Source organism: Brucella rhizosphaerae, assembly GCF_002252475.1.
Lineage (GTDB): Bacteria > Pseudomonadota > Alphaproteobacteria > Rhizobiales > Rhizobiaceae > Brucella > Brucella rhizosphaerae.
Genome location: NZ_NNRK01000034.1, coordinates 639,579 through 661,425, shown reverse-complemented (window position 1 = coordinate 661,425; position 21,847 = coordinate 639,579). Strand labels below are relative to the sequence as shown.

The window sequence follows — 21,847 nt, the reverse complement described above, 5'->3', positions numbered from 1 at the left end:
TTCAAAGCGTGCTTTTCTATAAACCAAAGGAGCTTGCCGTGGGTGACAGTTCAAAGACAGCTAACAAAAAGAAAGCAGAAAAGGACAACTCGAAATCCGCTGATAAGCCCTTGAAGATCAAAATTGAAGGCGAGACGCACAAGTTCGACATCAATGATCCAAAACTTCCGGATTGGATAGACGACCAGGCTCTGCAATCCGGCCACTATCCCTACGAAGAAAAGATGAAAACGAAGGATTATGAAGAAACGCTGGAGCGGCTTCAGATCGAACTCGTCAAAATGCAATACTGGTTGCAAGGGACCGGTGGGCGCGTAATTTCAGTCTTTGAAGGGCGTGATGCTGCCGGCAAAGGCGGTACGATCTTCACAATCCGTCAATTCATGAACCCACGTACCGCACGTAACGTCGCGTTGCCCAAACCGACCGAAACCGAACGCGGTCAGTGGTATTTCCAACGCTATGTGCAGCTTTTCCCAACGACTGGAGAGTTCGTCACCTTCGACCGCTCCTGGTATAACCGTGCCGGTGTCGAACGCGTCATGCAGTTCTGCACGCCAGAGCAGCTTGAGACCTTTCTGACGGAAACACCTGATTTCGAGCGCATGGTTGTTACTGAAGGCATTCATCTGTTCAAGTTCTGGCTTGATATCGGTCAGGAAATGCAGCTCAAACGCTTCCATGAACGCCGCCACAGCCCGCTCAAGAACTGGAAATTCTCTCCGATGGATGTAGCGGGCATTTCACGCTGGGATGATTATTCCGCGGCCTTGCACACAATGCTGGAACGCACCGACACCGGTTATGCGCCCTGGACCATCATCCGCTCCAACGACAAGAGACGCGCCAGACTGGCAGCAATCCGGCGCATCTTGTTGACATTGCCCTATGAAGGACGTGATCTCGAGGCCATCGGACCTGAAGATCAGTCCATTATCGGACGCGGTGCGGAATTCCTCGCATCCAAAACACCTGCCCCTTCACCTTCCAGCAAATAAAACGCACTTGGCTGGTGCGGAGTTTTCTCCCAAAGATGCGGCTTACGCACCAGCTGCCACAGGGCTCTCCAGGCCGAAATCGAGATCAAGACCCAATAAGCAGGTATGGCCAGAATATAGGCGTATCCGCCCAGTTCCGTCGGCTCCATTGTCTTGGAGCCAAGCACATAGAAGCTCAGATAGGCCAGCATGATATTGACCATATCGATGCGCAGAAGCCATACATTCTCAGAGCCTAATGGTCCGAAGATCATCATCGCAACGAGTACTGTAACTGTCATCAGCATGAATGGATGCAAAAGTGCCGATCCAATAATACCGAGCGTATAAATTTGGTTGACCACGAAGCGCCACCAACCCAGCTCCCGCCACGTCGTGTAAGGATTTCGGCCATGCACGAGCCATGTCTGCATCCACCCCTTGATCCAGCGCGTCCGCTGTTTGTGCCAGACGGAATAATCCACCGGCGCATCCTCGACGGTACCGCGTGTAATAACATCTATGCCATAGCCAAAGCGGGCAAGCCGCATGCCAAGATCGGCATCCTCCGTCACATTATAGGCATCCCACCCGCCAACCTGATCAAGGCAGGAGCGACGAAAATGATTGGAAGTTCCGCCTAACGGGATGACCAGCCCCTGCGATGCAAGCCATGGCAACAGGCCACGGAACAACGTGGCATATTCAAATGCAAACATGCGTGTCAGCAGGTTCTGTCGGAAATTACCGATAATGAGCGGTGCCTGAACGCAAGCAAGCTGCTTACCGCCACGCTGGAATGCCTGCCACGCCTCAAGCAACTGATCAGGATGCGGGCGGTCTTCCGCGTCAAAAACCGCGATGATTTCGCCGCGTGCAAACTGCAACGCATAATTCAGCGCCTTTGGCTTGGTGCGCGGCCCGCCTGACGGTACGAGAACCAGCTCATAATTGGAGGGTAGCGTCCGTCCTCTGATCTCGGCAATTGTATCGAAATCATCCTTCTCACACACAAGCTTGATATCCAGCTTGCTGCGCGGCCAATTGAGCCGTTCGAGCGAGGCAATCAACTGCCCGACGACGGCCTGCTCGCGATAGAGAGGCACCAGAACGGAGTAGACCGGCAAGTCACGCCGTTTGAAAGGCATAATCTCAGGAAAGCGCAGGCGTCGGCTGCCAACCGCTGCAAAAAGACGAATAAGCACGCAGCCAAAAAAGAACAATGTCAGGCACACGTGCAATGCGAGAATGGTTTGTATCGGCCAGTTCACAATGCTGGCGATGAACGCATAAAGCCCCATTGCGATGATAAAGGCCTGTGGAGTCTCGAGAACACGGGAAGCAGAAAACAGCTGCGGTGTCATCGCGTGAGCACGTGCGATAAGATCTTTCTGATGGCGCTGCCGCAGAATTTTCTTGATGAATGAGGGTGTGCAGATCCTGATCCGATCCCGCAGATCCGGTGCCTGCCGAATGTGATCTCGCAGTTTTGCGATACGACTTTCGGTCGGCGCGAGATAAAGATAGGAGGTACCGTCATATCCGAGCACCATCAACTGCCCCGGGTCGGTGAAGATGGCCGATGTTTCCTCGCCAGTGACAAAGACCCGGTTCGATAGAACCTCTTCTGTGAATGTGAGTTCGAGATAATCGGCTATCGCTTCAAAAAGAATCTCTTCTGAAATACCCTGCTGATGCGCGACTTCCTCGCAGAAACTCGTCCCATTTATGATTGCTGCTTCATATGCCTGCTTCAGGCGATCGCGCGGCACGCCACGTCGTTCCAATCTGGCAGATATGGCAGTGCATATCCCCAGATCGAAAGAAATCGATCCGTTACTCATAGTACCCCCGCACTACTACTGGATTATATTATATAACTTGTAATATTAATTCATATTCATGATGCGGTTTATTTATTTTACTAATTTATGTATTTATTAAATAATACCACATATGAATATTTATTTCATTCTATTTAAAATTGAAACATGAATCTTCGCATCAGATTAAACTTATTTTATGTTTTCCGACACAGATGGCTCACGTTCAAAATCACCGGGGATTTTAAAGCCCAGATAATTAAGATAATTAACGTGAAATTATAGGATATTGCTTACACTAAGCACCGATGAAACGGCACGTTTTGAGCATAGCGGTTGCAGCTTCGTGGCTTTTTGGCAGCCTTCCGGCTGGCGCACAGCCTGCACCCAAAGCACCTGACTTCTTCAACCAGAAGGAAAGGCTGGCTTTGCCGTCTTTGCAGGGCCTCAACAGGCTTCGCTTCGTAACCACGCTCAACTTTCCGCCCTTCAATGCGCTGAACGATGCCGGTCAGCTTTCCGGCTATAATATTGATCTCGCCAAAGCGCTGTGCAGCCAGATGGGATTGAGTGACATATGCCAGATCGAAGCTGTGCCGTGGGCTGAGCTTGAAGCCAAGCTTGAAAGTGGCGAGGCTGAAGCCATCATTGCAGGTTTAAGTGCTAATCCGCTCAACCGGGAAAAGTTTATTTTCACCCGTGCTTATATGCGCCTTCCTGCACGCTTCGTGACAATCAAAACAAATCGTTTCTCCGAGCCCGCAGCTATCGCTGTCCGCGATAAAAATATCGGGGTCATAGCTGGAACAGCACATGAGCAGCTTCTGAAAGCTTACTTCCCACAAGCAATCGTCAAACCTTATCCCGATCGCACAGCTCTGCTAACCGCATTGCAAACAGGCGACGTGAATGCGGCATTTGATGACGGAATGGCCCTGTCGTTCTGGCTGGAGAGTGATCAGGCCAATGATTGTTGCAGCTTCGCCGACGGGCCTTATCTCGCGCCGCAATATCTCGGCTCCGGTCTAAGCATAGCTGTGGCACAGGACAATGCAACACTGGCCAGTGCTTTCAATAATGCGCTTCAGTCCCTGCAACAACAGGGCAAACTCACAGAGCTTTATCTGCGCTATTTTCCCAACAGCTTTTATTAGAAACCATCACACACCGAGTATGTACCATTCAACGACCAATCTTTAGCGGATCGGGACCCGTTTGAATTGGGTGGAGCTCTGTGCTTCCGTTTCCATAGATATCTCGCCTGAAAGACGTTTCACACTCTCAGAATGCCTGCTGAATGAAGTCGTTCGGTGAATTCAGGCCTGCCGCAGCCACTGCGACTCCCTTTAGATGCCTGTTAATTTTGTGCCATTTTGTCGCACCACGATGCGCAATGCAGGTCTAATTTTCACTAATTTTTGAAACTTCCGTTCATTCGATACTTACAGTACGAAAGTAAAATTATTTGAAATCAGAATATTGAGCGGGATTTTTTGGAAATTCTCGATGAGAGATCGACTTAATTCTCTTATTTCCGTGTCGCTTTTATCATATTTCGTCAATAAATCCAGTTATTTATTTGATCTTGAAGATTTTTGCTTTTGATCGATAATCAATATCGAGGAAAAGGAGGAATTATACATGTACCAAGGTATCAGCACTCATTGGCACAAGACTCCTGCACAAACACAACGTTCGCCGAATGAAGCTACTTACGTATTCTTCGGCATCTTTCTGACATGTCTGACGGTTCCTGCAGCAATCATCCTTTGGGCAATTGTTCAAAGCATCGCGACGCATTTCTGACCCCACAGACAGCATTCAAGTCGGGAGCGCTCGTTGTTACTGCGCAGGACGGAGTTGGGCTGTGATTTAGCCCCGGATGTTTTGCGCCGGAGGAAACGCGCAGTTATAAATGCGCTGGTATTGACGCGAGCTCGTTGCGCTTGATCATGGTTGCTTGGCTCAGGAACGCACCGCGAAAAAGCATATAGTGACTTGGAATGAGCCCTGCGCCAGATACGAATCTTCAAGCGCCGATCTGTTTCAGTCAGACCGGCGCTTCAACGAAAAAGCCCCGCCAGAGAGCGGGGCTTTTCTTTGTCCTGTCGTACAGTGTTTATGCTTGAATTCGACAAAGACCCCATTCCTGGCGCACCCGTTGAGACAGTAATGGAACACAGGGCCAGTTCGCATTCTCAAAAGGGAAAAACAGCTTTCGGATTGGGCGTTTCATAAAATCACGAGTGGCAATTTGAATTCCGACATTTGCTCGGCTTCCATAACCCGGAGTGCAAATGTCGGAATTAGATCACTAAAGCGTATCGCGTTTTATCATATCCATACGACACGCTTTAATTCTTTGCTTTTACGCTTATCTCCCAAAACCGGTCACCACTTTTGGGAGACGTGCTCTAGTGCGCAGAAGGGCCACTTTCCTCACCCGGAGCAGTCTGAACCGGAGCTGGTGTGACTGCCGCATCGTCAGGACGTTTTTTGGGCGGCTTGCGTGCAATCAGGCTGTAGAACATCGGGATGAAGAAGGTTGCGATAAAGGTCGCAGCCAACATACCACCGATAACGCCGGTACCAATCGAGTGACGGCTTGCAGAACCCGCACCTGAGCTGATTGCCAGCGGAACCACACCAAGGATGAACGCCAGTGACGTCATCACAATCGGGCGGAAACGCAGACGCGCAGCTTCAGCAGCAGCCTCAATAGCCGACTTGCCCTCTTCACGTTGCAACACCGCAAACTCCACGATCAGGATCGCGTTCTTTGCCGCAAGGCCTATGAGCGTCACCAGACCGATCTGGAAGTAGACGTCATTGGTCAGGCCACGCAGATCGGTTGCAAGCAGCGCACCGAAGATTGCGAATGGTACTGCCGTGATAACAGCCAGCGGCAGGCTCCAGCGTTCATACTGGGCAGCAAGGATCAGGAACACCATGATCAGACCAAAGATCATAGCCTGACTGCCGCTACCGCTCGTCGTGACTTCCTGATAGGCGGAGCCCGTCCAGGCAATCTGATAGCCCTGTGGAAGCACTTCAGCCGCCACTTCCTGCATCGCCTTGATGGAGTCGCCGGAGGTGAAGCCCGGTGCCGGATTGCCTGTGACCTTGGCAGCATTGAACGCATTGAACCGTTCAAGCTGATCAGGGCCTACGACACGCTTCACCGTTACCAATGCACTCAGCGGGATCATGCTGCCAGAATCGGCGCGCACAAACACATGCTTGAGGTCGCTTGGATCACGACGGAACTCAGCTTCCGACTGCAGATTGACCTGATAGTTACGGCCATAGAGCGTGAAGTCGTTGACATAAACGCTACCGAAGGTCGCCTGCATGGCGGTGAATACCGAGTTGATCGGCACGCCCATCGCCTTGGCCTTTTCGCGGTCAAGCTGGATGTCGTATTGCGGCACATTCGGATCGAACGTCGTACGGACGCCTGTCAGTTCCGGGCGTTTGGCCGCAGCGTCTGTCAGAAGCTTGGTCGCATTGGTCAGCGATTCCACGCCGCCGCCGGTACGATCCTGTACGTAGAGTTCAAAACCGCCGGTCGTGCTGAGGCCCATGATCGGAGGCGGATTGAATGCGAGAACCATACCATCCTGAATACCCGCATTCATGCCCATGATCGCACCGGGCAGATTACGTGCATCGAGATCCGGAGTCGTGCGTTCTTTCCAATCCTTGAGCATGATAAACATCGTGCCCGCACTGGTTTTCAAACCGCCCGAGAGCAAGTCGAAACCGGAGACTTCAAAGACGCTTTCAACAGCAGGATGCTTGCGAATATTGCTGCTGGCCTCATGAAGAACCGCACTCGTGCGCTCCAACGATGCGGCTGGTGGCAGGATAGCGACACTGAACAGGAAGCCCTGATCTTCATCCGGCAAAAGTGAACTCGGCACTTTCTCAAAGAGATAGTACGTGCCGCCCAACAAGCCTGCGAAAATCAACAGGCCAATGGCCGCGCGTTTCAGGAAGAAGCGCACGCCGTTGGTGTAACCGCGCGTCAAACCGTCAAAGAAACGGTTGAAAATGCGGAATGGCAGCATCGGCTCATGGTGGCCCGGCTTGAGGATCAGCGCGCACAAAGCGGGCGTGAGCGTCAGGGCCACAATACCAGAGATGATAACCGAAATCGCAATCGTAACAGCGAACTGCTTATACATTTCGCCGACCAGACCGCCCATGAAGGCGACTGGAATAAACACAGCGCAGAGCACCAGAACAATTGCGATAACAGGTCCTGTCACCTCGCTCATTGCCTTGATGGCGGCTTCGCGCGGTGGCAGTTTTTCCGTCGTCATAATACGTTCGACGTTTTCCAACACCACAATGGCATCGTCGACCACGATACCGATGGCAAGAACCAGACCGAACAGTGTCAGCAGGTTGATGGAGAAGCCAAGCACATACATGCCTGCAAATGTACCAATGATCGAGATCGGAACTGCAATGACCGGAATAAGCGTCGCACGCCAGTTCTGAAGGAAGATAAAGACCACCAGAACCACGAGGATGATCGCCTCGATGAAGGTGTGGATCACTTCCTCGACCGAGACCTTAATGAACTTGGTCGTATCAAATGGAACCGAATAGTCGATGCCTTCAGGGAAGCTCGTCTTCAGCTCCGCCATACGGTTCTGGATGAGTTCCATCGTGTTAAGCGCGTTGGCGCCCGGCTGCAGATAGATCGCAATCGGAACCGCCGGCGTGCCATTGAGAGCACTGTCGACGAGATAGCTTTCCGTCCCCAGTTCAACACGCGCCACATCCTTGAGCTTCAGTGTTGCAGCATTCTTGTCGGAACGAAGAATGATGTTCTCGAACGCTGACGCATCGGGCAACCGACCCTGCGTTGTCGCAGTATAGGTGAACGGACCCGCCTGCGGGTCAGGCTGATCACCAAAACGACCCGCCGCGAACTGCGCGTTCTGCTCCTGAATAGCTGTCTGCACGTCCGCGGGTGTCAGATTATATTGTGCCAGCTTGTCAGGGCGCAGCCAGACACGCATCGAATAATCGATGTTGCCAAGAAGCTGAACGTCACCAACGCCCGTAAGACGCTTGAGGTCGTCAATAACGTTCAAAAGCGCGTAGTTACCGACATAGGTACGGTCGTATCGGTCAGTGGTGGAGAACATCGCCACCATGCCGAGAATTGTGCTCGAACGCTTGTCGACCGTAACGCCCAGACGCTGCACTTCCTGAGGCAGGGAAGACGTTGCACGCTGCACACGGTTGTTGACGTTGATGGTCGCCTGATCCGGATCAGTGCCAAGAGCAAAGGTCACGGTCAACTGCATGGTGCCGCTGCCAAGGCTCGAGGACTGCATATAAAGCATGTTCTCGACGCCGTTGATCTGCTGCTCAAGTGGAGCTGCAACAGTCTGCGTCACCGTTTCCGCACTTGCGCCCGGATAGGTCGCACTGACGACAACCTGTGGTGGCGTCAGCTCGGGATATTGTGCGATAGGCAGGATCCGCATCGCAATGAGGCCTGCCAACACAATGACGATAGAGATAACCGCCGCGAAAACCGGGCGGTCGACGAAGAATCTATTCATTGCTTGTCTGCCGCCTGTTCTTTACCGGCCTCTGCTCCAGCGGCGCCTGCGGCCTTTTCGGCCGAAGCTTCAACCGGCTGAACCGTCTTGCCTGGAGCAGCTTTGATCACGCCTTCAGTGATGATGCGGTCGCCAGCCTGCAAGCCATCGCTGACGAGCCAGGCGTCAGTCAATTCGCGGGCAATCGTAACCGGACGAACTTCCGCAACATTGTCCTTGTTCACAACATAGACGAACTGTCCCTGCGGACTCTGAACCAATGCAGCCTTTGGAACCAGAATTGCGTTTTCGATGGTAACGCCAAGAATTGAGGCGCGCACAAACTGACCGGGGATCAGACGCTGATCGGGATTTTCCACAACAGCGCGGGCACCCAATGTACCGGTTTCCGTATCGAGAGATGAAGACGTGAAGTCGATGGTGCCTTCGTGATCATAAGCCTGTCCGTCACCAAACAGAATCCTGATACGCAGACGATCAGCATCCTGCCCCGTTGCTCCCCTCGCCTCACGCAGTTTGCGGATTTCCGCAGCTTCCGTGTCGGTGAAGGAGAAATTGACGTAGACCGGGTTGATCTGGGTGATCGAAGTCAACAGGCTCGACGCAGAATCCGTACCGATGAGGCTGCCTTCAGAAACCTGTTCAAGACTGGTTATGCCGCTAATTGGTGCAGTTACTTTGGTGTAGCTCAAATTGAGCTCCGCCGTGCGTAACTGAGCCTTGGTAGCAGCAACAGCAGCTTTGTTAAGATCACGGGTTGCAAAGGCAGTGTCACGGGCAGCCGTGCTCTGAACCTTCTGCTGAACGAGCTGTTCTGCACGTTCTGCATCGCGGATCGATTGCTGATATTGAGCTTCAGCCTGCGCTACCTGCGCCTCAACGCGGGCCAGTTCAGCCTCATAAGGTGCCGGATCGATTTCGAAAAGCACATCGCCAGCCTTGACTTCAGTACCCTCTACGAAATTGCGATGCATAAGAATACCGCCGACACGCGCACGCACCTGAACATCACGATATGCGCTTACACGAGCGGCATATTCATAAGGGACGGAAACGCTCTGCGCCTTGATTTCGGTAACAGTGACTGGCGGGGGCGGTGGCGTTGCGCCTCCCGGTGCCTGCGCAAATGCAGACTGTCCTGCAATGATGAAAAATGCGGCTCCCGCCGCAAAAAGCCGAATAGAACGGTTCATGGTCATAATGGGAGTTGCCCTTGATGTCGCACGGTGCAGCCGAATAAACATACACGAATGTTTGTAAATACGAACTACCGTGTTATAGTCAATCACATAATATTACATATCACGAATGAGTTATCCCAATTGTGAAGGAAAAGCCCAGACCGGCTTTGAACGTCTTTCACCTTGGAATATCGAAAGAACCCGAATGCGCAGGACCAAAGCCGAGGCCGCGGAAACACGTGACGCCATTCTCGCGGCCGCCGAGCAAGTTTTTTTAGAACGCGGCGTAACTCAGTCTACCTTGATGGAAATCGCACGTCATGCTGGTGTGACCCGTGGTGCGATCTATTTTCATTTTCACGACAAACTCGACATTTTTCAAGCGATTATCAATCGTACTCGCTTTCCGCATGAAGAGATTATGCTACAGGCAGCCGCCTGTGACCACCCCAATCCTTTATATGTTCTTGAACAATCGATCCTGACGGCAATAGAACTCTTCATCACCAATGAACGACAGCAGGATGTATTCACGATCATTCATCAGCGTTGCGAATATGTTGGTGAGATCGCCCCTGTCGTCGAGCATCTGAAAGAAGCACGGGCCAATGTGCTGTCTCTTTTCATAGGGTTGCTCGAGGTTGCAGAGCGTCGTGGAGAGCTTTCCAGAGAATGGACATCTTTCACGGCAGCGCAAATTCTTCTCGCTGTACTGGGTGGCCTGCTCAACGAATGGCTCAGAAGTGAACGCGGCTTTGATCTGGTTGGGTCCGGCAGCAAAACCATCAAAACAATGATACAGTCCATGCGCAGCGCATAGTAAATTTCGACAAAAGCGCTCATTAAGCTAGCGGTTTTTTTCGAATTTGACATTTGAAACAGCATTTGTGTCAGTCGGGATTCAAACGTCAGCTTCAATCCACTAGTGTAAAATAAGTGCGACAAAACAAATTCTTAGCACATTTTTTCCAGTTCAGCGATAAATGGAAATACTCGAATGTGCAGCTGGCTCGTATTTGACTGACAGCACAGCCCGGGTTCCTTCTTACAGCAAAGTGATGCCAAATTTGACAAAACGGTGCATTCTTTGTGCGCTCCATTGGTCCGGCCAAAGAAATTGGGAAAGACGCCCGACAGCTTTTTAATTTACGCTTACGTCAATGTAACTCTTGCGATTGCGACGAAAGTCGCCCACATTAATTTCTGAGGAGCGCGCCTATCCATCTTTCTGGATCAGGCAATATCGGGAGAAGGGTGGCGGGCTTGCTGCTCAAACAAAGGACGGAGAAATCCGGGGAGAAGGCATGGCAAAAAAGGCAACAGAGACTACAACAACGTCGAGCAAGGCAACAGCCACTGTGCCCGCAATCGATAAGATTTGGCTGAAATCCTATCCAAAAACTGTGCCGCATGAGATTGATCTGAGCAAGACCACGTCTATTGGCGACATGATCTCTGCTGCGTGCCGTCAGTTTAATGACAAGCCGGCCTTTACCTGTATGGGTAAGGATCTATCCTATAAGGATCTGGACGAAAACTCACGCGCACTCGCTGCATGGCTTCAATCACGCGGCCTGGTCAAGGGCGACCGCGTTGCAGTGATGATGCCCAATATCCTGCAATATCCAATCACGATTGCAGCAGTTCTGCGAGCAGGTCTTGTCGTCGTCAACGTCAATCCGCTCTACACGCCACGTGAGCTTCAGCATCAATTAAACGATTCAGGCGCCAAGGCGCTGATCGTGCTCGAAAACTTTGCCGCAACCGTGCAGAAATCACTCGCATCTATTCATGTCCCGAATATTATCGTTGCTTCGATGGGCGACATGCATGGCTTGAAAGGCCACATCATCAATCTGGTGGTGCGCAAGGTGAAGAAGCTTGTTCCTGCCTGGAGCATCCCTGATCATGTGCGCTTTAAAGATGCGCTCGCACAGGGTCGCAACAAGTCTTTCAATCCTGTCCCTGTCGACAATTCCGATCTCGCATTTCTGCAATATACCGGCGGCACAACCGGCATTTCAAAGGGCGCGATGTTGAGCCACAACAACATTCTCGCCAATGTTGAGCAGATGCGGCTATGGATGGACGTCGCATTCCAGAATAAAGGCAAGCCGAAGGAACTCAACTTCGTCTGCGCCCTGCCGCTTTATCATATTTTCGCACTCACAGTGAATGCGATGATCGGCATCAAGCTTGGCGCACGCAATGTTCTCATTCCGAACCCACGTGATATTCCTGCTTTCGTAAAAGAACTGCAAAAATTTCCGTTCCATATCTTTCCCGGGCTCAACACGCTGTTCAACGGCTTGATGAACAACGACAATTTCCGTGCGCTGAACTTTAAGCCACTTGTTCTGACACTGGGTGGCGGCATGGCTGTGCAGCGTCCGGTCGCCGAACGCTGGCAGGAACTTACCGGCTGCCACATCACGGAAGGTTACGGCCTCTCGGAAACATCACCTGTCGCCTCCGCCAACCCGCTTGATGCGACTGAATTCAGCGGCACCATCGGACTCCCCATGCCATCCACAGAGATTGCGATCCGTGATGATGACGGAAAGGACCTGCCGCTCGGCGAAGTGGGCGAAATCTGCGTCCGCGGCCCGCAAGTCATGGTCGGCTACTGGAACCGCGATGATGAAACCGCACGGTCCATCATGGCCGATGGTTTCTTCCGTACCGGTGACATGGGCTTCATGGATGAAAACGGTTTCACCAAGATTGTGGACCGCAAGAAGGACATGATCCTGGTTTCAGGCTTCAACGTCTATCCAAATGAGATTGAAGAAGTGGCCGCCGAACATCCGGGGATTGTTGAATCCGCCGCTGTCGGCATTCCAAATGAACACTCAGGGGAAGTGGTGAAACTTTATGTCGTACGCCGCGACCCCAACCTCACCGAGGAAGACGTCAAATCCTTCTGTGCGCAGCGTCTGACCAATTATAAGCGCCCGCGCGAAGTGGAATTCCGCGATGCATTGCCGAAAACCAATGTCGGTAAAATCCTGCGTCGCGAACTGAGGGACTAAAAAGTCCAGATCAATGAGGATGGTAAACTGCGGCTCTGTTGAGCCGCAGACGGTGAAGCTTTGTGTCAAAGGAAATGGACCTATGATTGAAGAAATCACCTTCGAGGCCAGCGACGGCTTTCCACTTTCCGGCCAGCTGTTTCATGGCACAGGCAACAAGCCACTTGTGTTGATTTCCTCGGCCACAGCCGTGCCGCAAGGCTTTTATTCAGCTTTCGCAAAGCACCTGATCGCAGACGGTGCGCGCGCAGTTCTCACATACGACTATCGCGGTGTCGCAGCCTCGCGACGTGCGCGCAAAGCAGTGCCAGAGATCCGCTTCAAGGATTGGGCCATTCAGGATTTCCCTGCCGCGCTCCAGCGCTTGCAAGCTGTGGCCGTGGGACATGACGTCGTTGGCATTGGCCAATCATTTGGAGGACAGGCGCTGGGTGTTTCTGACTGCTCCAACGCTTTCGTGCGTTATGGCATGGTGGCAACCATGTCCGGGGCGGTGCATCTGTTGGATGATAAATGGGTCTGGCCGCGTATGAATATCGTCGGCGTCCCGATTTCCTACCTCACACCCAATACGCCACGCTGGATGAACGGCGAACCTATCCCCGGCTCCGTTTTCCGAGACTGGGCACGATGGTGTCGGATGAAAAACTATTTCTTTGATGACCCCGAGCTTGGCGCTGCCGACCTGATTGCCAGGGTCAGGACGCCCATTCTGGCTATTGGGCTTGATGACGACCCTTGGGGAACGCGGCGTGCTGTCAGCCATTTTCTCAGCTATCATACCAATGCGCCAATTGAGCAGCGCTGGTATTCGCCAGCGAACACCGGCGGTCAGCCAATCGGCCATCTCGGCTTCTTCCGCTCACGTTTTGCGCAGAGCCTTTGGCCAGAAATGACAAATTGGCTGCTGGATGGCGTTTCACCACCCAGCCAGGATTATTTGAGCAAGTCAGGTAAGCCCGCGATGGAATCAAGCACCACATCTGCGTGAGGCTCCAGCGCTTCGCGTGGGCTGTTGCCCGAGAGAACGCCCACCGCAAGACCGGCCTTCGCAGCTTGCGCGGTTTCCAGATCGTGCAGATTGTCACCCACCATCGCAATAGCGCCTGGTGCAAGCCCGACCTTTTCTGCGAAGTACAGCAGCGGATCAGGATAAGGTTTGGGACGCGCTGCCGTATCGTAGCCGATCACCACTTCAAACAGATGCTCGATACCAAGCGCTTTGGCTGTCGCATGTGCACCGGCTTCTGAATCATTGGTCGCAATACCAAGCCGATAACCCATCTCGCGCAGCGTTTCGAGTGTCTCTCTGAGGCCCTCTATTGCCACCGCCGAACGAGCTCCTTCGGCAACCGTATAAGTGTCAAACTCGTTGATTTTGGCCTTGATATCGGCTTCATCGATATCGGGATGCCAGAGCTGAACTATGTCTTCCACCGTTCCAGCCGCAATGACCGAGTTGGCACGGAAGCGTGAGGCTTCCCAGTCATAACCACCAGCATCGAGCAGAGAGCGCGCGCGCTGTTCATCACCATTGGCAGTACGCTGTGCGAGGTTCCACGACACAGTGAACCACGTCCGGTCGAAATCGATCAGTGTGCCATCCTTGTCGAACAGGATGGCACGGATCGCTTTCAGCTTCTCAGAGGGAAGTGCTGCACTCATGCTTCCAGCGCACCAGAGCGCTTTTTAACTGTCGATGGCTTGGAGCCAAGAAGCTTTAGCAAATCATCGCCACGGCGAACGTAACGCAGCGTACGGCGGGTGAGGATGCGCCCTGCCTGTGGGGCAGTCAGCGTAATGTCGCCTTCCGGCTCACCCGGACGCGTCACAACGGTGACAAGCTTTGTACCCGCCTCCACTACATCACCGGGGGCAACGTGATAAAGCACCATGCCACCTTCCGGCGCGCGCAACATTTCCACGTTTTCGAGAGGTGTCACCAGTCCCTTATAATCAAGGTCAAGTTTTACACTTTCATCACGGACAACGCCGCGATGGACGAGGAACTTGTAAAGACCTTCCGCATCACCCTTGCCCATATCGGCATAAACATCACTCAGGCCACGGAATTCGACCGTGGTAACAGCGCGGCGCTTCATGTTGCGTTTGTCGGCAGGCAATTGCAGCACAGGATGCGCGCAGGCTTCCTCGAAAGCTGCGTCCGCTGTGGTATCCCATGCAAGAACTGCCGTAGAACCCAACGCAACTGCCAGATCCTTCATGTCCTCGACGAATTCCTTCGCGATATAGACATAGTTTTCGCTTTCGTCGTCGCAATGCAGATCAAGCACGATATCATTGGCGAGAGCGAGCTTCAGAAGCGTTGCTTTCAGGCGCTGTGCAAGGGCAACCGGCGCATCAGGACCCGGCAGATCAGACGTGTCGAAATCCGGCAAAAGCGGGAAAGCGCGGTTGAAATTGACGGCTGAGAAAAACTCGAAACGGCCCAGATGCTGATGCGCCTGCCACTGGTTCGAGCCAATCGGATTGGCCTGTGGAATAACCGTAATATTGCCGAGAATGCGGCCTTCATCGGCGGCTTTTTTCAGCAAAGGTACGAGAAAATGCAGAGCTGCCTGCCCCGGCAACTCGCCCCCATGCAGCGAGGATTGCAGATAGGCGGTCGGCGCATCGCTGTTATTGCCTGCAAAACGCAGCACACGCAGTTCGTTGGCGTTACCCGGTACATCGCCGGCAAACTCGATAATCTCGGTCTTCATTTCAGTTCCCATTTTCATTCAGCACTTCATAACTAGCCGAAAAAAAAGCCGGGTGTGAAACCCGGCTTTATCCTTATCCACCTGTTTGTATTATCAGGCTTTACGGCGTGCATGCAAATGGGCAACGAGGCCGATGGTCGAAGCGTCTTTACCCTCTGCCGATTCAGCACCGGAAACAACTGGCAGAAGCTCTGTTGCCAGTTCCTTGCCAAGCTCTACGCCCCACTGATCGAACGCATTGATGCCGAAAATCTGTGCTTCAACGAACACGCGATGCTCGTAAAGTGCGATCAGACGACCGAATGCAAATGGGTCCAGCTTGTCGTGAATAAGTGTCAGCGATGGACGATTGCCCGAGAAGACGCGGTGCGGCGCAATGCGTTCGACTTCGCTTTCCGGCAGGTTCTTACCCTTAAGCTGCGCGCGTGCTTCATCCAGCGTGCGCCCCTTCATCAGCGCTTCCGACTGCGCAAGGCAGTTGGCGAGCAGCATTTCGTGCTGATGATCGAGATGCTTTTCATGGCCCTTTGCCGCAACGATGAACTCGAGCGGAATGGTGTCAGTGCCCTGATGCAGCAGCTGGAAGAAAGCGTGCTGGCCATTGGTGCCGGGTTCGCCCCAGACAACCGGACCGGTTGGACCTGAAACAGGCTTGCCATCCACGGTTACGCTCTTGCCGTTCGATTCCATATCGAGCTGCTGAAGATAGGCCGGAACACGCGCCAGACGCTGATCATAAGGGATGACAGCGCGGCTCGAATAATCGCAGATCGCACGATGCCAATAGCCGATAAGACCAAGCCAGATTGGCAGGTTCTTTTCCAGTGGTGCATCACGGAAATGCACGTCCATCGAATGCGCACCGGCAAGGAACTTGCGGAAATTGTCAGCACCAACCGCGATCATAACTGGCAGACCGATAGCCGACCAGACCGAATAGCGACCGCCAACCCAATCCCAGAAGCCGAAGACGCGGTCTTCGCCAATGCCGAATGCCGCAACCTTATCAAGTGCTGTGGAAACAGCCGCGAAATGTGCGCCAACTGCGTCTTCACCCAGCGCATCGGCAATCCATTTGCGCGCGGTCTGCGCGTTGGTCATGGTTTCGATGGTGGTGAAAGTCTTGGAAGCAACAATGATGAGTGTCGTTGCCGGATCAAGCGCATTGAGCGTGTCTGCAATATGTGCGCCGTCAATGTTCGAGACATAATGCGCACGCGGACCGTCATGGTAAGGTGCAAGCGCCAGCGTCGCCATAACCGGTCCGAGATCGGAGCCGCCAATACCGATATTGACGATATCGGTGATCTTCTTACCGGTCGCACCTTTGATCGAGCCTGAACGGATGCCATCGGAGAAGGCAGCCATACGGTCGAGAACTTCCTTTACGTCCGGCAGGACGTTGTGGCCATCGACCAGCACTTCCTTGGAGGTGGTGTCACGCAGTGCCACATGGAGAACAGCACGGTCTTCAGTGTTGTTGATGTGCTCGCCTGCAAACATTGCAGCGCGACGACCTTCAACGTCAGCGGCTTTGGCCACTTCGGTCAGAAGCGCAATCGTCTCGTCGTTGACACGTGCTTTCGACCAGTCAAACAGAAGATCGTCCAGAGATAGCGAATAGCGCTCAAAACGGCCCGGATCGGCTTTGAATGCTGCGCGCATGTCCTTTGGTGCAGCGTCCGTCCAGTGCTTTTTCAGCTTTGCGACCGTTGCTTCAAGCTTCGCCGCGTCTCTTGCCATGATGGTACTCCCGGTCAATCAAATCGATTTAATTGTCTTAATAGAGCATTTTAGTGAAGAAGTGCATCCGTTAAATTACAGAAATTTTCCATTTTGATGTCGTTCCATATAGGGATATGCATCAATTTAGGTTGATCAGGAGAAGTGTAAAGCATGGACCTCGTCGGAGAAGAAAGAATCGCGGCGCCCCGGCAGGCCGTATGGGACGCGCTCAACGACATTGAGACGCTGAAAAACTGCATTCCGGGCTGCGAAGATCTCGAACGTCTGTCGGACTCGGAAATACGCGCAGCGCTTAAAGTCAGCCTTGGCGTGATAAAAGTTCGTTTCCACGGCATGCTCGAACTTTCCAACATGAACCCACCTGTTTCTTACACCATCTCAGGCCGCGGCGAAGGCTCCATTGCGGGCTTCGCCCATGGTGATACCGATGTAACACTCACCACGGACGGTGATGACACGATCCTCTCTTACGTGATCCGGGGCGATGCAGGCGGCAAGATAGCCCAGCTTGGCTCGAAACTGCTTGGCTCGGTGGCGCGCAAGATTGCAGATCGGTTCTTTGCCAATATCGGCGCGGCGGCAGCGCAAAAAGCGGCAGAAAATGCCGCTGCAAAAACGGCATAATTTCATTCCAAAATGATATTGGAAGAGGCGCGAAAGCGTTTTTGCTTTTCGCCCATTTGAGATAGTCGATAATGCGTAACCCGTAACAAGGCCTATCGGCATGAAACCCAGAGATATTGCGACGTATATTTTCCTTGCCGTAGCATGGGGACTATCGTTCCTCGTGGTTCTGCGCGTGGTTGAAGCCTTTGGCTGGGTTGGCGCGGTTGCCTTCCGCTCCTTCATCGCAGCCGGAACGCTTTTCGCGATTGCAAAACTCTCTGGTCGCAAACTGGACTTTCACGCGGGCTGGAAACCTTTTGCCGTGGTTGGTGCAACAACCGTTGCTGGTCAGCTTATCGGCCTGTCCTACGGTACACCGCTGATCGGAACAGCAATGGCCGCCATCTGCGTCGCATCAATTCCACTGTTCTCAATGGTTATCAGCCAGCTCTGGGGGCTTGAACGTATCACGTCGCGCGGCCTCCTGGGCCTGTTGCTTGGTGTTACGGGCATTGTGCTGCTGGTTGGTTTTCCAGCGGTCGCAGTTACGCCAGCCTTCATTATGGGCTGCCTTGCGGTGCTTTTCTCCTGCTTTTCCGCAGCTTTCGGCAGCAATTATGCCAGCCGCCGCCTTTCCGGCACAGGTTCCTGGGAAACAACCATCGGCGCATTCGTCTTTGGCGGCATCCTGACCTTGCCGCTGATTTTCGCAGTGCCTGTGCCAACCATACCGGGACTGGTTGATTTCACGTATCTGCTTATCTCGGCTTGCGTGATGAGTGCTCTGACCTATGTGCTCTATTTCAAACTCGTGGGAAATGTAGGACCGACCAAAGCCATCAGCGTTGAATTTGCCGTGACCGTAATCGCGGTTCTGATAGGTGCCGTTTTCCTGAAAGAGCAGCTGTCCTTCATCCAGTTCATCGGTGCAGCGGTCATCATTGCAGGCTGTGCTCTGGTGCTCAGTTCACGCCCGGTATTGCCACGTGAAGCAGAAACTTTCTCCGATCCAGCGATTATAACAGAGCCAACGCCGGACGCACTCAAATCCGACCCACTCTGATTTCACAACGTAACTCCTTTCAAAGGCCCGCGCTTTCACAGCCGGGCCTTTTCTGCATTTGTTGTCTGTATTTCTCATAAATTGACCAGATGATAAAAAATTTGACCTTCCGTAAAAATCTGTCATCCTGTCATCAACGGGCATCACGCGACGGCAAAGATCGCAGCCCGGAACAGAGTTAAGGTGCGCAAAGGGAACCCGCGCCGTAACGCAAGCAAAAATGGGAGATGCGATCCATGCGATCAGCAGATAATTCGCCTATTGATGCAATCGATCATGCGACCCGACCTGATGTGTCGGGGCCGGACATTCATGGCTCGCGGCTTGAAAAGGCCGACTATGCGCATGTCTTTGATGATCTGCATCCGCCGCTTACCAAGCACGAAGCCATCGTTGAATCTGACCGCTGCTATTTCTGCTATGATGCACCCTGCATGAATGCTTGTCCCACAAGCATCGATATTCCGCTGTTTATTCGCCAGATCAATGCAGGCAATCCGGTTGGTGCCGCAAAGACAATCCTGTCAGAGAACATTCTTGGCGGCATGTGCGCACGCGTCTGCCCGACCGAAACGCTGTGCGAAGAAGTCTGCGTTCGCGAAACGTCGGAAGGCAAGCCGGTCAAGATCGGTGAATTGCAGCGTTATGCTACCGATGTTCTGATGGAAACGGGCAATCATCCGTTCAAGCGCGCTCCTGAAACCGGCAAGCATATCGCAATCGTTGGTGCTGGACCGGCAGGTATTTCAGCAGCTCATCGCCTTGCAATGCATGGCCATCAAGTCACGATTTTTGAAGCCCGCGCCAAAGGCGGCGGCCTCAATGAATATGGTATCGCCGCTTACAAGACGGTCAACAACTTCGCACAGCGTGAGCTGGAATTCGTGCTGAAGATTGGCGCGATCAACATCGAATATAACCAGACACTCGGTCAGGATATCACTATTGAGGCCCTTAAGGCCGGATATGATGCCGTGTTCCTTGGTATGGGCATGCCCGGCGTAAACGATCTGGGACTGGTTGGCGAAGACGCGCCAAATGTGATCGACGCCGTCGATTATATTGCCAATCTCCGTCAGGCAAAGGACCTCTCGTCCCTCCCGGTTGGCCGCAATATTGTGGTTATCGGCGGCGGAATGACGGCAGTTGATGTCGCGATCCAGACCAAAAAGCTTGGCGCTGAAAACGTCACCATCGTCTATCGCCGCGGTCAGGAAAGCATGAATGCCAGCGCCTATGAACAGGAACTGGCGCAAATTCATGGTGTGGTGATCCGTCATTGGTTGCAGCCACATGCGCTGGAACGGAATGAAGACGGCACGGTCAATGCAATCGTCATGGAATATACGACAGCCAAAGACGGCAAGCTTTCCGGCACTGGCGAATACCTGATCCTTGAAGCCGATCAGGTCTTCAAGGCAATCGGGCAGAAATTCGAACCTGAACCAGTCGCTGGATCAGGCATCAGCCTTTCCAAAGGACGCATCAGCGTTGATGAGGAACGTCGCACATCCGTTGAGGGCATATGGGCGGGGGGCGACTGTGTTGCCGGTGGTCAGGATCTGACCGTTGCATCGGTGGAAGATGGTAAGATTGCCGCTGAATCCATCCATGCAATGCTGACCAAACGACCCGAAGCGATTGAGGGCTTTGCCGATGCCGTACTTTCGGGCGGTGCGCTCCATGCGCCCACACCGTCTGCTTCGCGTGATCGCAGTGTCCCATTGGGCCAGCAACAGGGCTGAGGAGAGTAAATATGGCTGATCTTTCAACGAATTTCCTCGGTATCAAATCCCCGAACCCGTTTTGGCTGGCCTCGGCCCCGCCAACCGACAAGGCCTATAACGTCGAGCGTGCTTTCAAGGCAGGCTGGGGCGGCGTGGTTTGGAAAACGCTGGGGTCTGAAGGCCCGCCGGTGGTCAACGTCAATGGTCCGCGCTATGGCGCAATCCATGGTGCTGACCGGCGCTTGCTGGGTCTTAACAATATCGAACTCATCACCGACCGGCCGCTTGAGGTGAACTTACGTGAAATGAAAGAAGTGAAAATGCGCTGGCCCGACCGCGCATTGATCGCTTCAATCATGGTGCCTTGCGAAGAAGAAGCATGGAAAGCGATCCTGCCTCTGGTCGAAGAAACCGGCGCTGACGGCATTGAACTTAACTTCGGCTGTCCGCATGGCATGAGTGAGCGTGGCATGGGCGCGGCTGTCGGTCAGGTGCCTGAATATGTCGGCATGGTCGTGAAATGGTGCAAGCAATATAGCCGGATGCCGGTGATCACCAAACTGACGCCAAACATCACCGATATTCGCAAGCCTGCACGCGGCGCAAAAGCCAATGGCACCGACGCTGTGTCGCTGATCAACACGATCAATTCCATTGTATCAGTTGATCTCGATAATATGTCACCGGTTCCTTCCATCGACGGACGCGGAAGCCATGGCGGCTATTGCGGCCCGGCAGTAAAGCCGATCGCTCTTAACATGGTGGCGGAAATCGCCCGCGATCCGGAAACGGCAGGACTACCGATCTCAGGTATCGGCGGCATCACGACATGGCGCGATGCAGCGGAATTCATTGCGCTTGGTTGTGGCACAGTTCAGGTCTGCACAGCGGCCATGACCTATGGCTTCAAGGTCGTGCAGGAAATGATCGACGGCCTGTCCGACTGGATGGACAGCAAAGGCTATGAGCGTCTCGAAGACTTTCAGGGGCGCGCTGTCGCTCAGGTCAGCGACTGGCAGTATCTCAACCTCAACTATGTCACCAAGGCCCGCATCGATCAGGACCTGTGCATCAAATGCGGTCGCTGCCACATTGCCTGCGAAGACACATCGCATCAGGCGATCACTGCTATGGTCGATGGTGCGCGCCATTTTGAGGTGATCGACGAGGAATGCGTTGGGTGTAATCTCTGCGTCAGTGTCTGTCCTGTCGAGGACTGCATCACCATGGAGCAGATTAGCGACTTTGACCCACGCACCAACGCTCCGATCCCGGACCATTATTCCAATTGGACGACTCATCCAAACAACCCGATGGCCGTGAAAGAAGCAGCCGAATAAAACAGAAACGCACTAAAGCAAAACGCCGGGCAAAACCCGGCGTT

At 53.2% G+C, this 21,847-nt stretch carries 15 protein-coding genes; 9 read left to right on the top strand and 6 right to left on the bottom strand.

The window, feature by feature from the left end; all coding sequences use genetic code 11:
• Positions 1-38 precede the first annotated feature (38 nt).
• Positions 39-998, top strand: a complete 960-nt coding sequence (gene ppk2 / locus CEV32_RS20185; RefSeq protein ID WP_094579196.1) for a polyphosphate kinase 2 — start codon at positions 39-41, stop codon at positions 996-998.
• Here the strand turns inward: ppk2 and CEV32_RS20180 are convergent.
• Entirely contained in the window at positions 926-2,821 is a 1,896-nt protein-coding gene (locus tag CEV32_RS20180; RefSeq protein WP_094578868.1) for a glycosyltransferase family 2 protein, read from the bottom strand. The two genes, ppk2 and CEV32_RS20180, sit on opposite strands and share 73 nt — an antisense overlap.
• A gap of 287 nt (positions 2,822-3,108) precedes the next feature.
• Here CEV32_RS20180 and CEV32_RS20175 point away from each other — a divergent pair, with 287 nt between their 5' ends.
• Positions 3,109-3,954, top strand: coding sequence for a transporter substrate-binding domain-containing protein (locus CEV32_RS20175; RefSeq protein WP_094578867.1), 846 nt, complete (start codon positions 3,109-3,111; stop codon positions 3,952-3,954).
• A 1,260-nt stretch (positions 3,955-5,214) separates the two neighbouring features.
• Here CEV32_RS20175 and CEV32_RS20170 read toward each other — a convergent pair.
• Both CEV32_RS20170 and CEV32_RS20165 read right to left on the bottom strand, forming a co-directional pair.
• Positions 5,215-8,385 carry an efflux RND transporter permease subunit gene (locus tag CEV32_RS20170; RefSeq protein ID WP_094578866.1) on the bottom strand — a complete coding sequence of 1,057 codons (3,171 nt, stop codon included), beginning with the start codon at positions 8,383-8,385 and terminating at the stop codon, positions 5,215-5,217.
• Positions 8,382-9,584, bottom strand: coding sequence for an efflux RND transporter periplasmic adaptor subunit (locus CEV32_RS20165; protein WP_094578865.1), 1,203 nt, complete (start codon positions 9,582-9,584; stop codon positions 8,382-8,384). The genes CEV32_RS20170 and CEV32_RS20165 overlap by 4 nt, the downstream gene beginning before the upstream one ends.
• 187 nt (positions 9,585-9,771) lie before the next feature.
• Between CEV32_RS20165 and CEV32_RS20160 the strand changes: the two genes are divergently transcribed.
• The 3 genes from CEV32_RS20160 to CEV32_RS20150 all read left to right on the top strand — a co-directional run bounded on the left by CEV32_RS20160 (position 9,772) and on the right by CEV32_RS20150 (position 13,589).
• Complete coding sequence (locus CEV32_RS20160; RefSeq protein ID WP_094578864.1) at positions 9,772-10,386, top strand: TetR family transcriptional regulator; 615 nt, start codon at positions 9,772-9,774, stop codon at positions 10,384-10,386.
• A gap of 484 nt (positions 10,387-10,870) precedes the next feature.
• A complete protein-coding gene (locus tag CEV32_RS20155; RefSeq protein WP_235818849.1) occupies positions 10,871-12,598 on the top strand; it encodes a long-chain fatty acid--CoA ligase in 1,728 nt (575 codons plus the stop codon).
• Positions 12,599-12,680: 82 nt separating this feature from the next.
• Positions 12,681-13,589: an alpha/beta hydrolase family protein gene (locus CEV32_RS20150; protein WP_143128857.1), complete on the top strand. Its 909-nt coding sequence runs from the start codon at positions 12,681-12,683 to the stop codon at positions 13,587-13,589.
• On the opposite strand, the gene CEV32_RS20145 is transcribed toward CEV32_RS20150, so the two are convergent.
• The 3 genes from CEV32_RS20145 to pgi all read right to left on the bottom strand — a co-directional run bounded on the left by CEV32_RS20145 (position 13,535) and on the right by pgi (position 17,064).
• A complete protein-coding gene (locus tag CEV32_RS20145) occupies positions 13,535-14,263 on the bottom strand; it encodes an HAD family hydrolase (RefSeq protein WP_094578863.1) in 729 nt (242 codons plus the stop codon). The genes CEV32_RS20150 and CEV32_RS20145 overlap by 55 nt on opposite strands.
• Positions 14,260-15,321: a M14 family metallopeptidase gene (locus CEV32_RS20140; protein WP_094579194.1), complete on the bottom strand. Its 1,062-nt coding sequence runs from the start codon at positions 15,319-15,321 to the stop codon at positions 14,260-14,262. Before CEV32_RS20140 ends, CEV32_RS20145 begins: the two co-directional genes overlap by 4 nt.
• A gap of 93 nt (positions 15,322-15,414) precedes the next feature.
• Positions 15,415-17,064, bottom strand: coding sequence for a glucose-6-phosphate isomerase (pgi, locus tag CEV32_RS20135; RefSeq protein WP_094578862.1), 1,650 nt, complete (start codon positions 17,062-17,064; stop codon positions 15,415-15,417).
• Positions 17,065-17,217: 153 nt separating this feature from the next.
• Here pgi and CEV32_RS20130 point away from each other — a divergent pair, with 153 nt between their 5' ends.
• The 4 genes from CEV32_RS20130 (at position 17,218) to preA (ending at position 21,803) form a co-directional block, all read left to right on the top strand.
• Positions 17,218-17,691: a CoxG family protein gene (locus CEV32_RS20130; protein ID WP_094578861.1), complete on the top strand. Its 474-nt coding sequence runs from the start codon at positions 17,218-17,220 to the stop codon at positions 17,689-17,691.
• Between the two features lie 100 nt (positions 17,692-17,791).
• Positions 17,792-18,736 carry a DMT family transporter gene (locus CEV32_RS20125; protein WP_094578860.1) on the top strand — a complete coding sequence of 315 codons (945 nt, stop codon included), beginning with the start codon at positions 17,792-17,794 and terminating at the stop codon, positions 18,734-18,736.
• 227 nt (positions 18,737-18,963) lie between these two features.
• The gene (locus CEV32_RS20120) at positions 18,964-20,481 is read left to right on the top strand and encodes an NAD(P)-dependent oxidoreductase (protein ID WP_208620875.1); all 1,518 of its coding nucleotides are present in this window, start codon (positions 18,964-18,966) and stop codon (positions 20,479-20,481) included.
• Between the two features lie 11 nt (positions 20,482-20,492).
• Entirely contained in the window at positions 20,493-21,803 is a 1,311-nt protein-coding gene (gene preA / locus CEV32_RS20115) for an NAD-dependent dihydropyrimidine dehydrogenase subunit PreA (RefSeq protein WP_094578858.1), read from the top strand.
• Positions 21,804-21,847 lie beyond the last annotated feature (44 nt).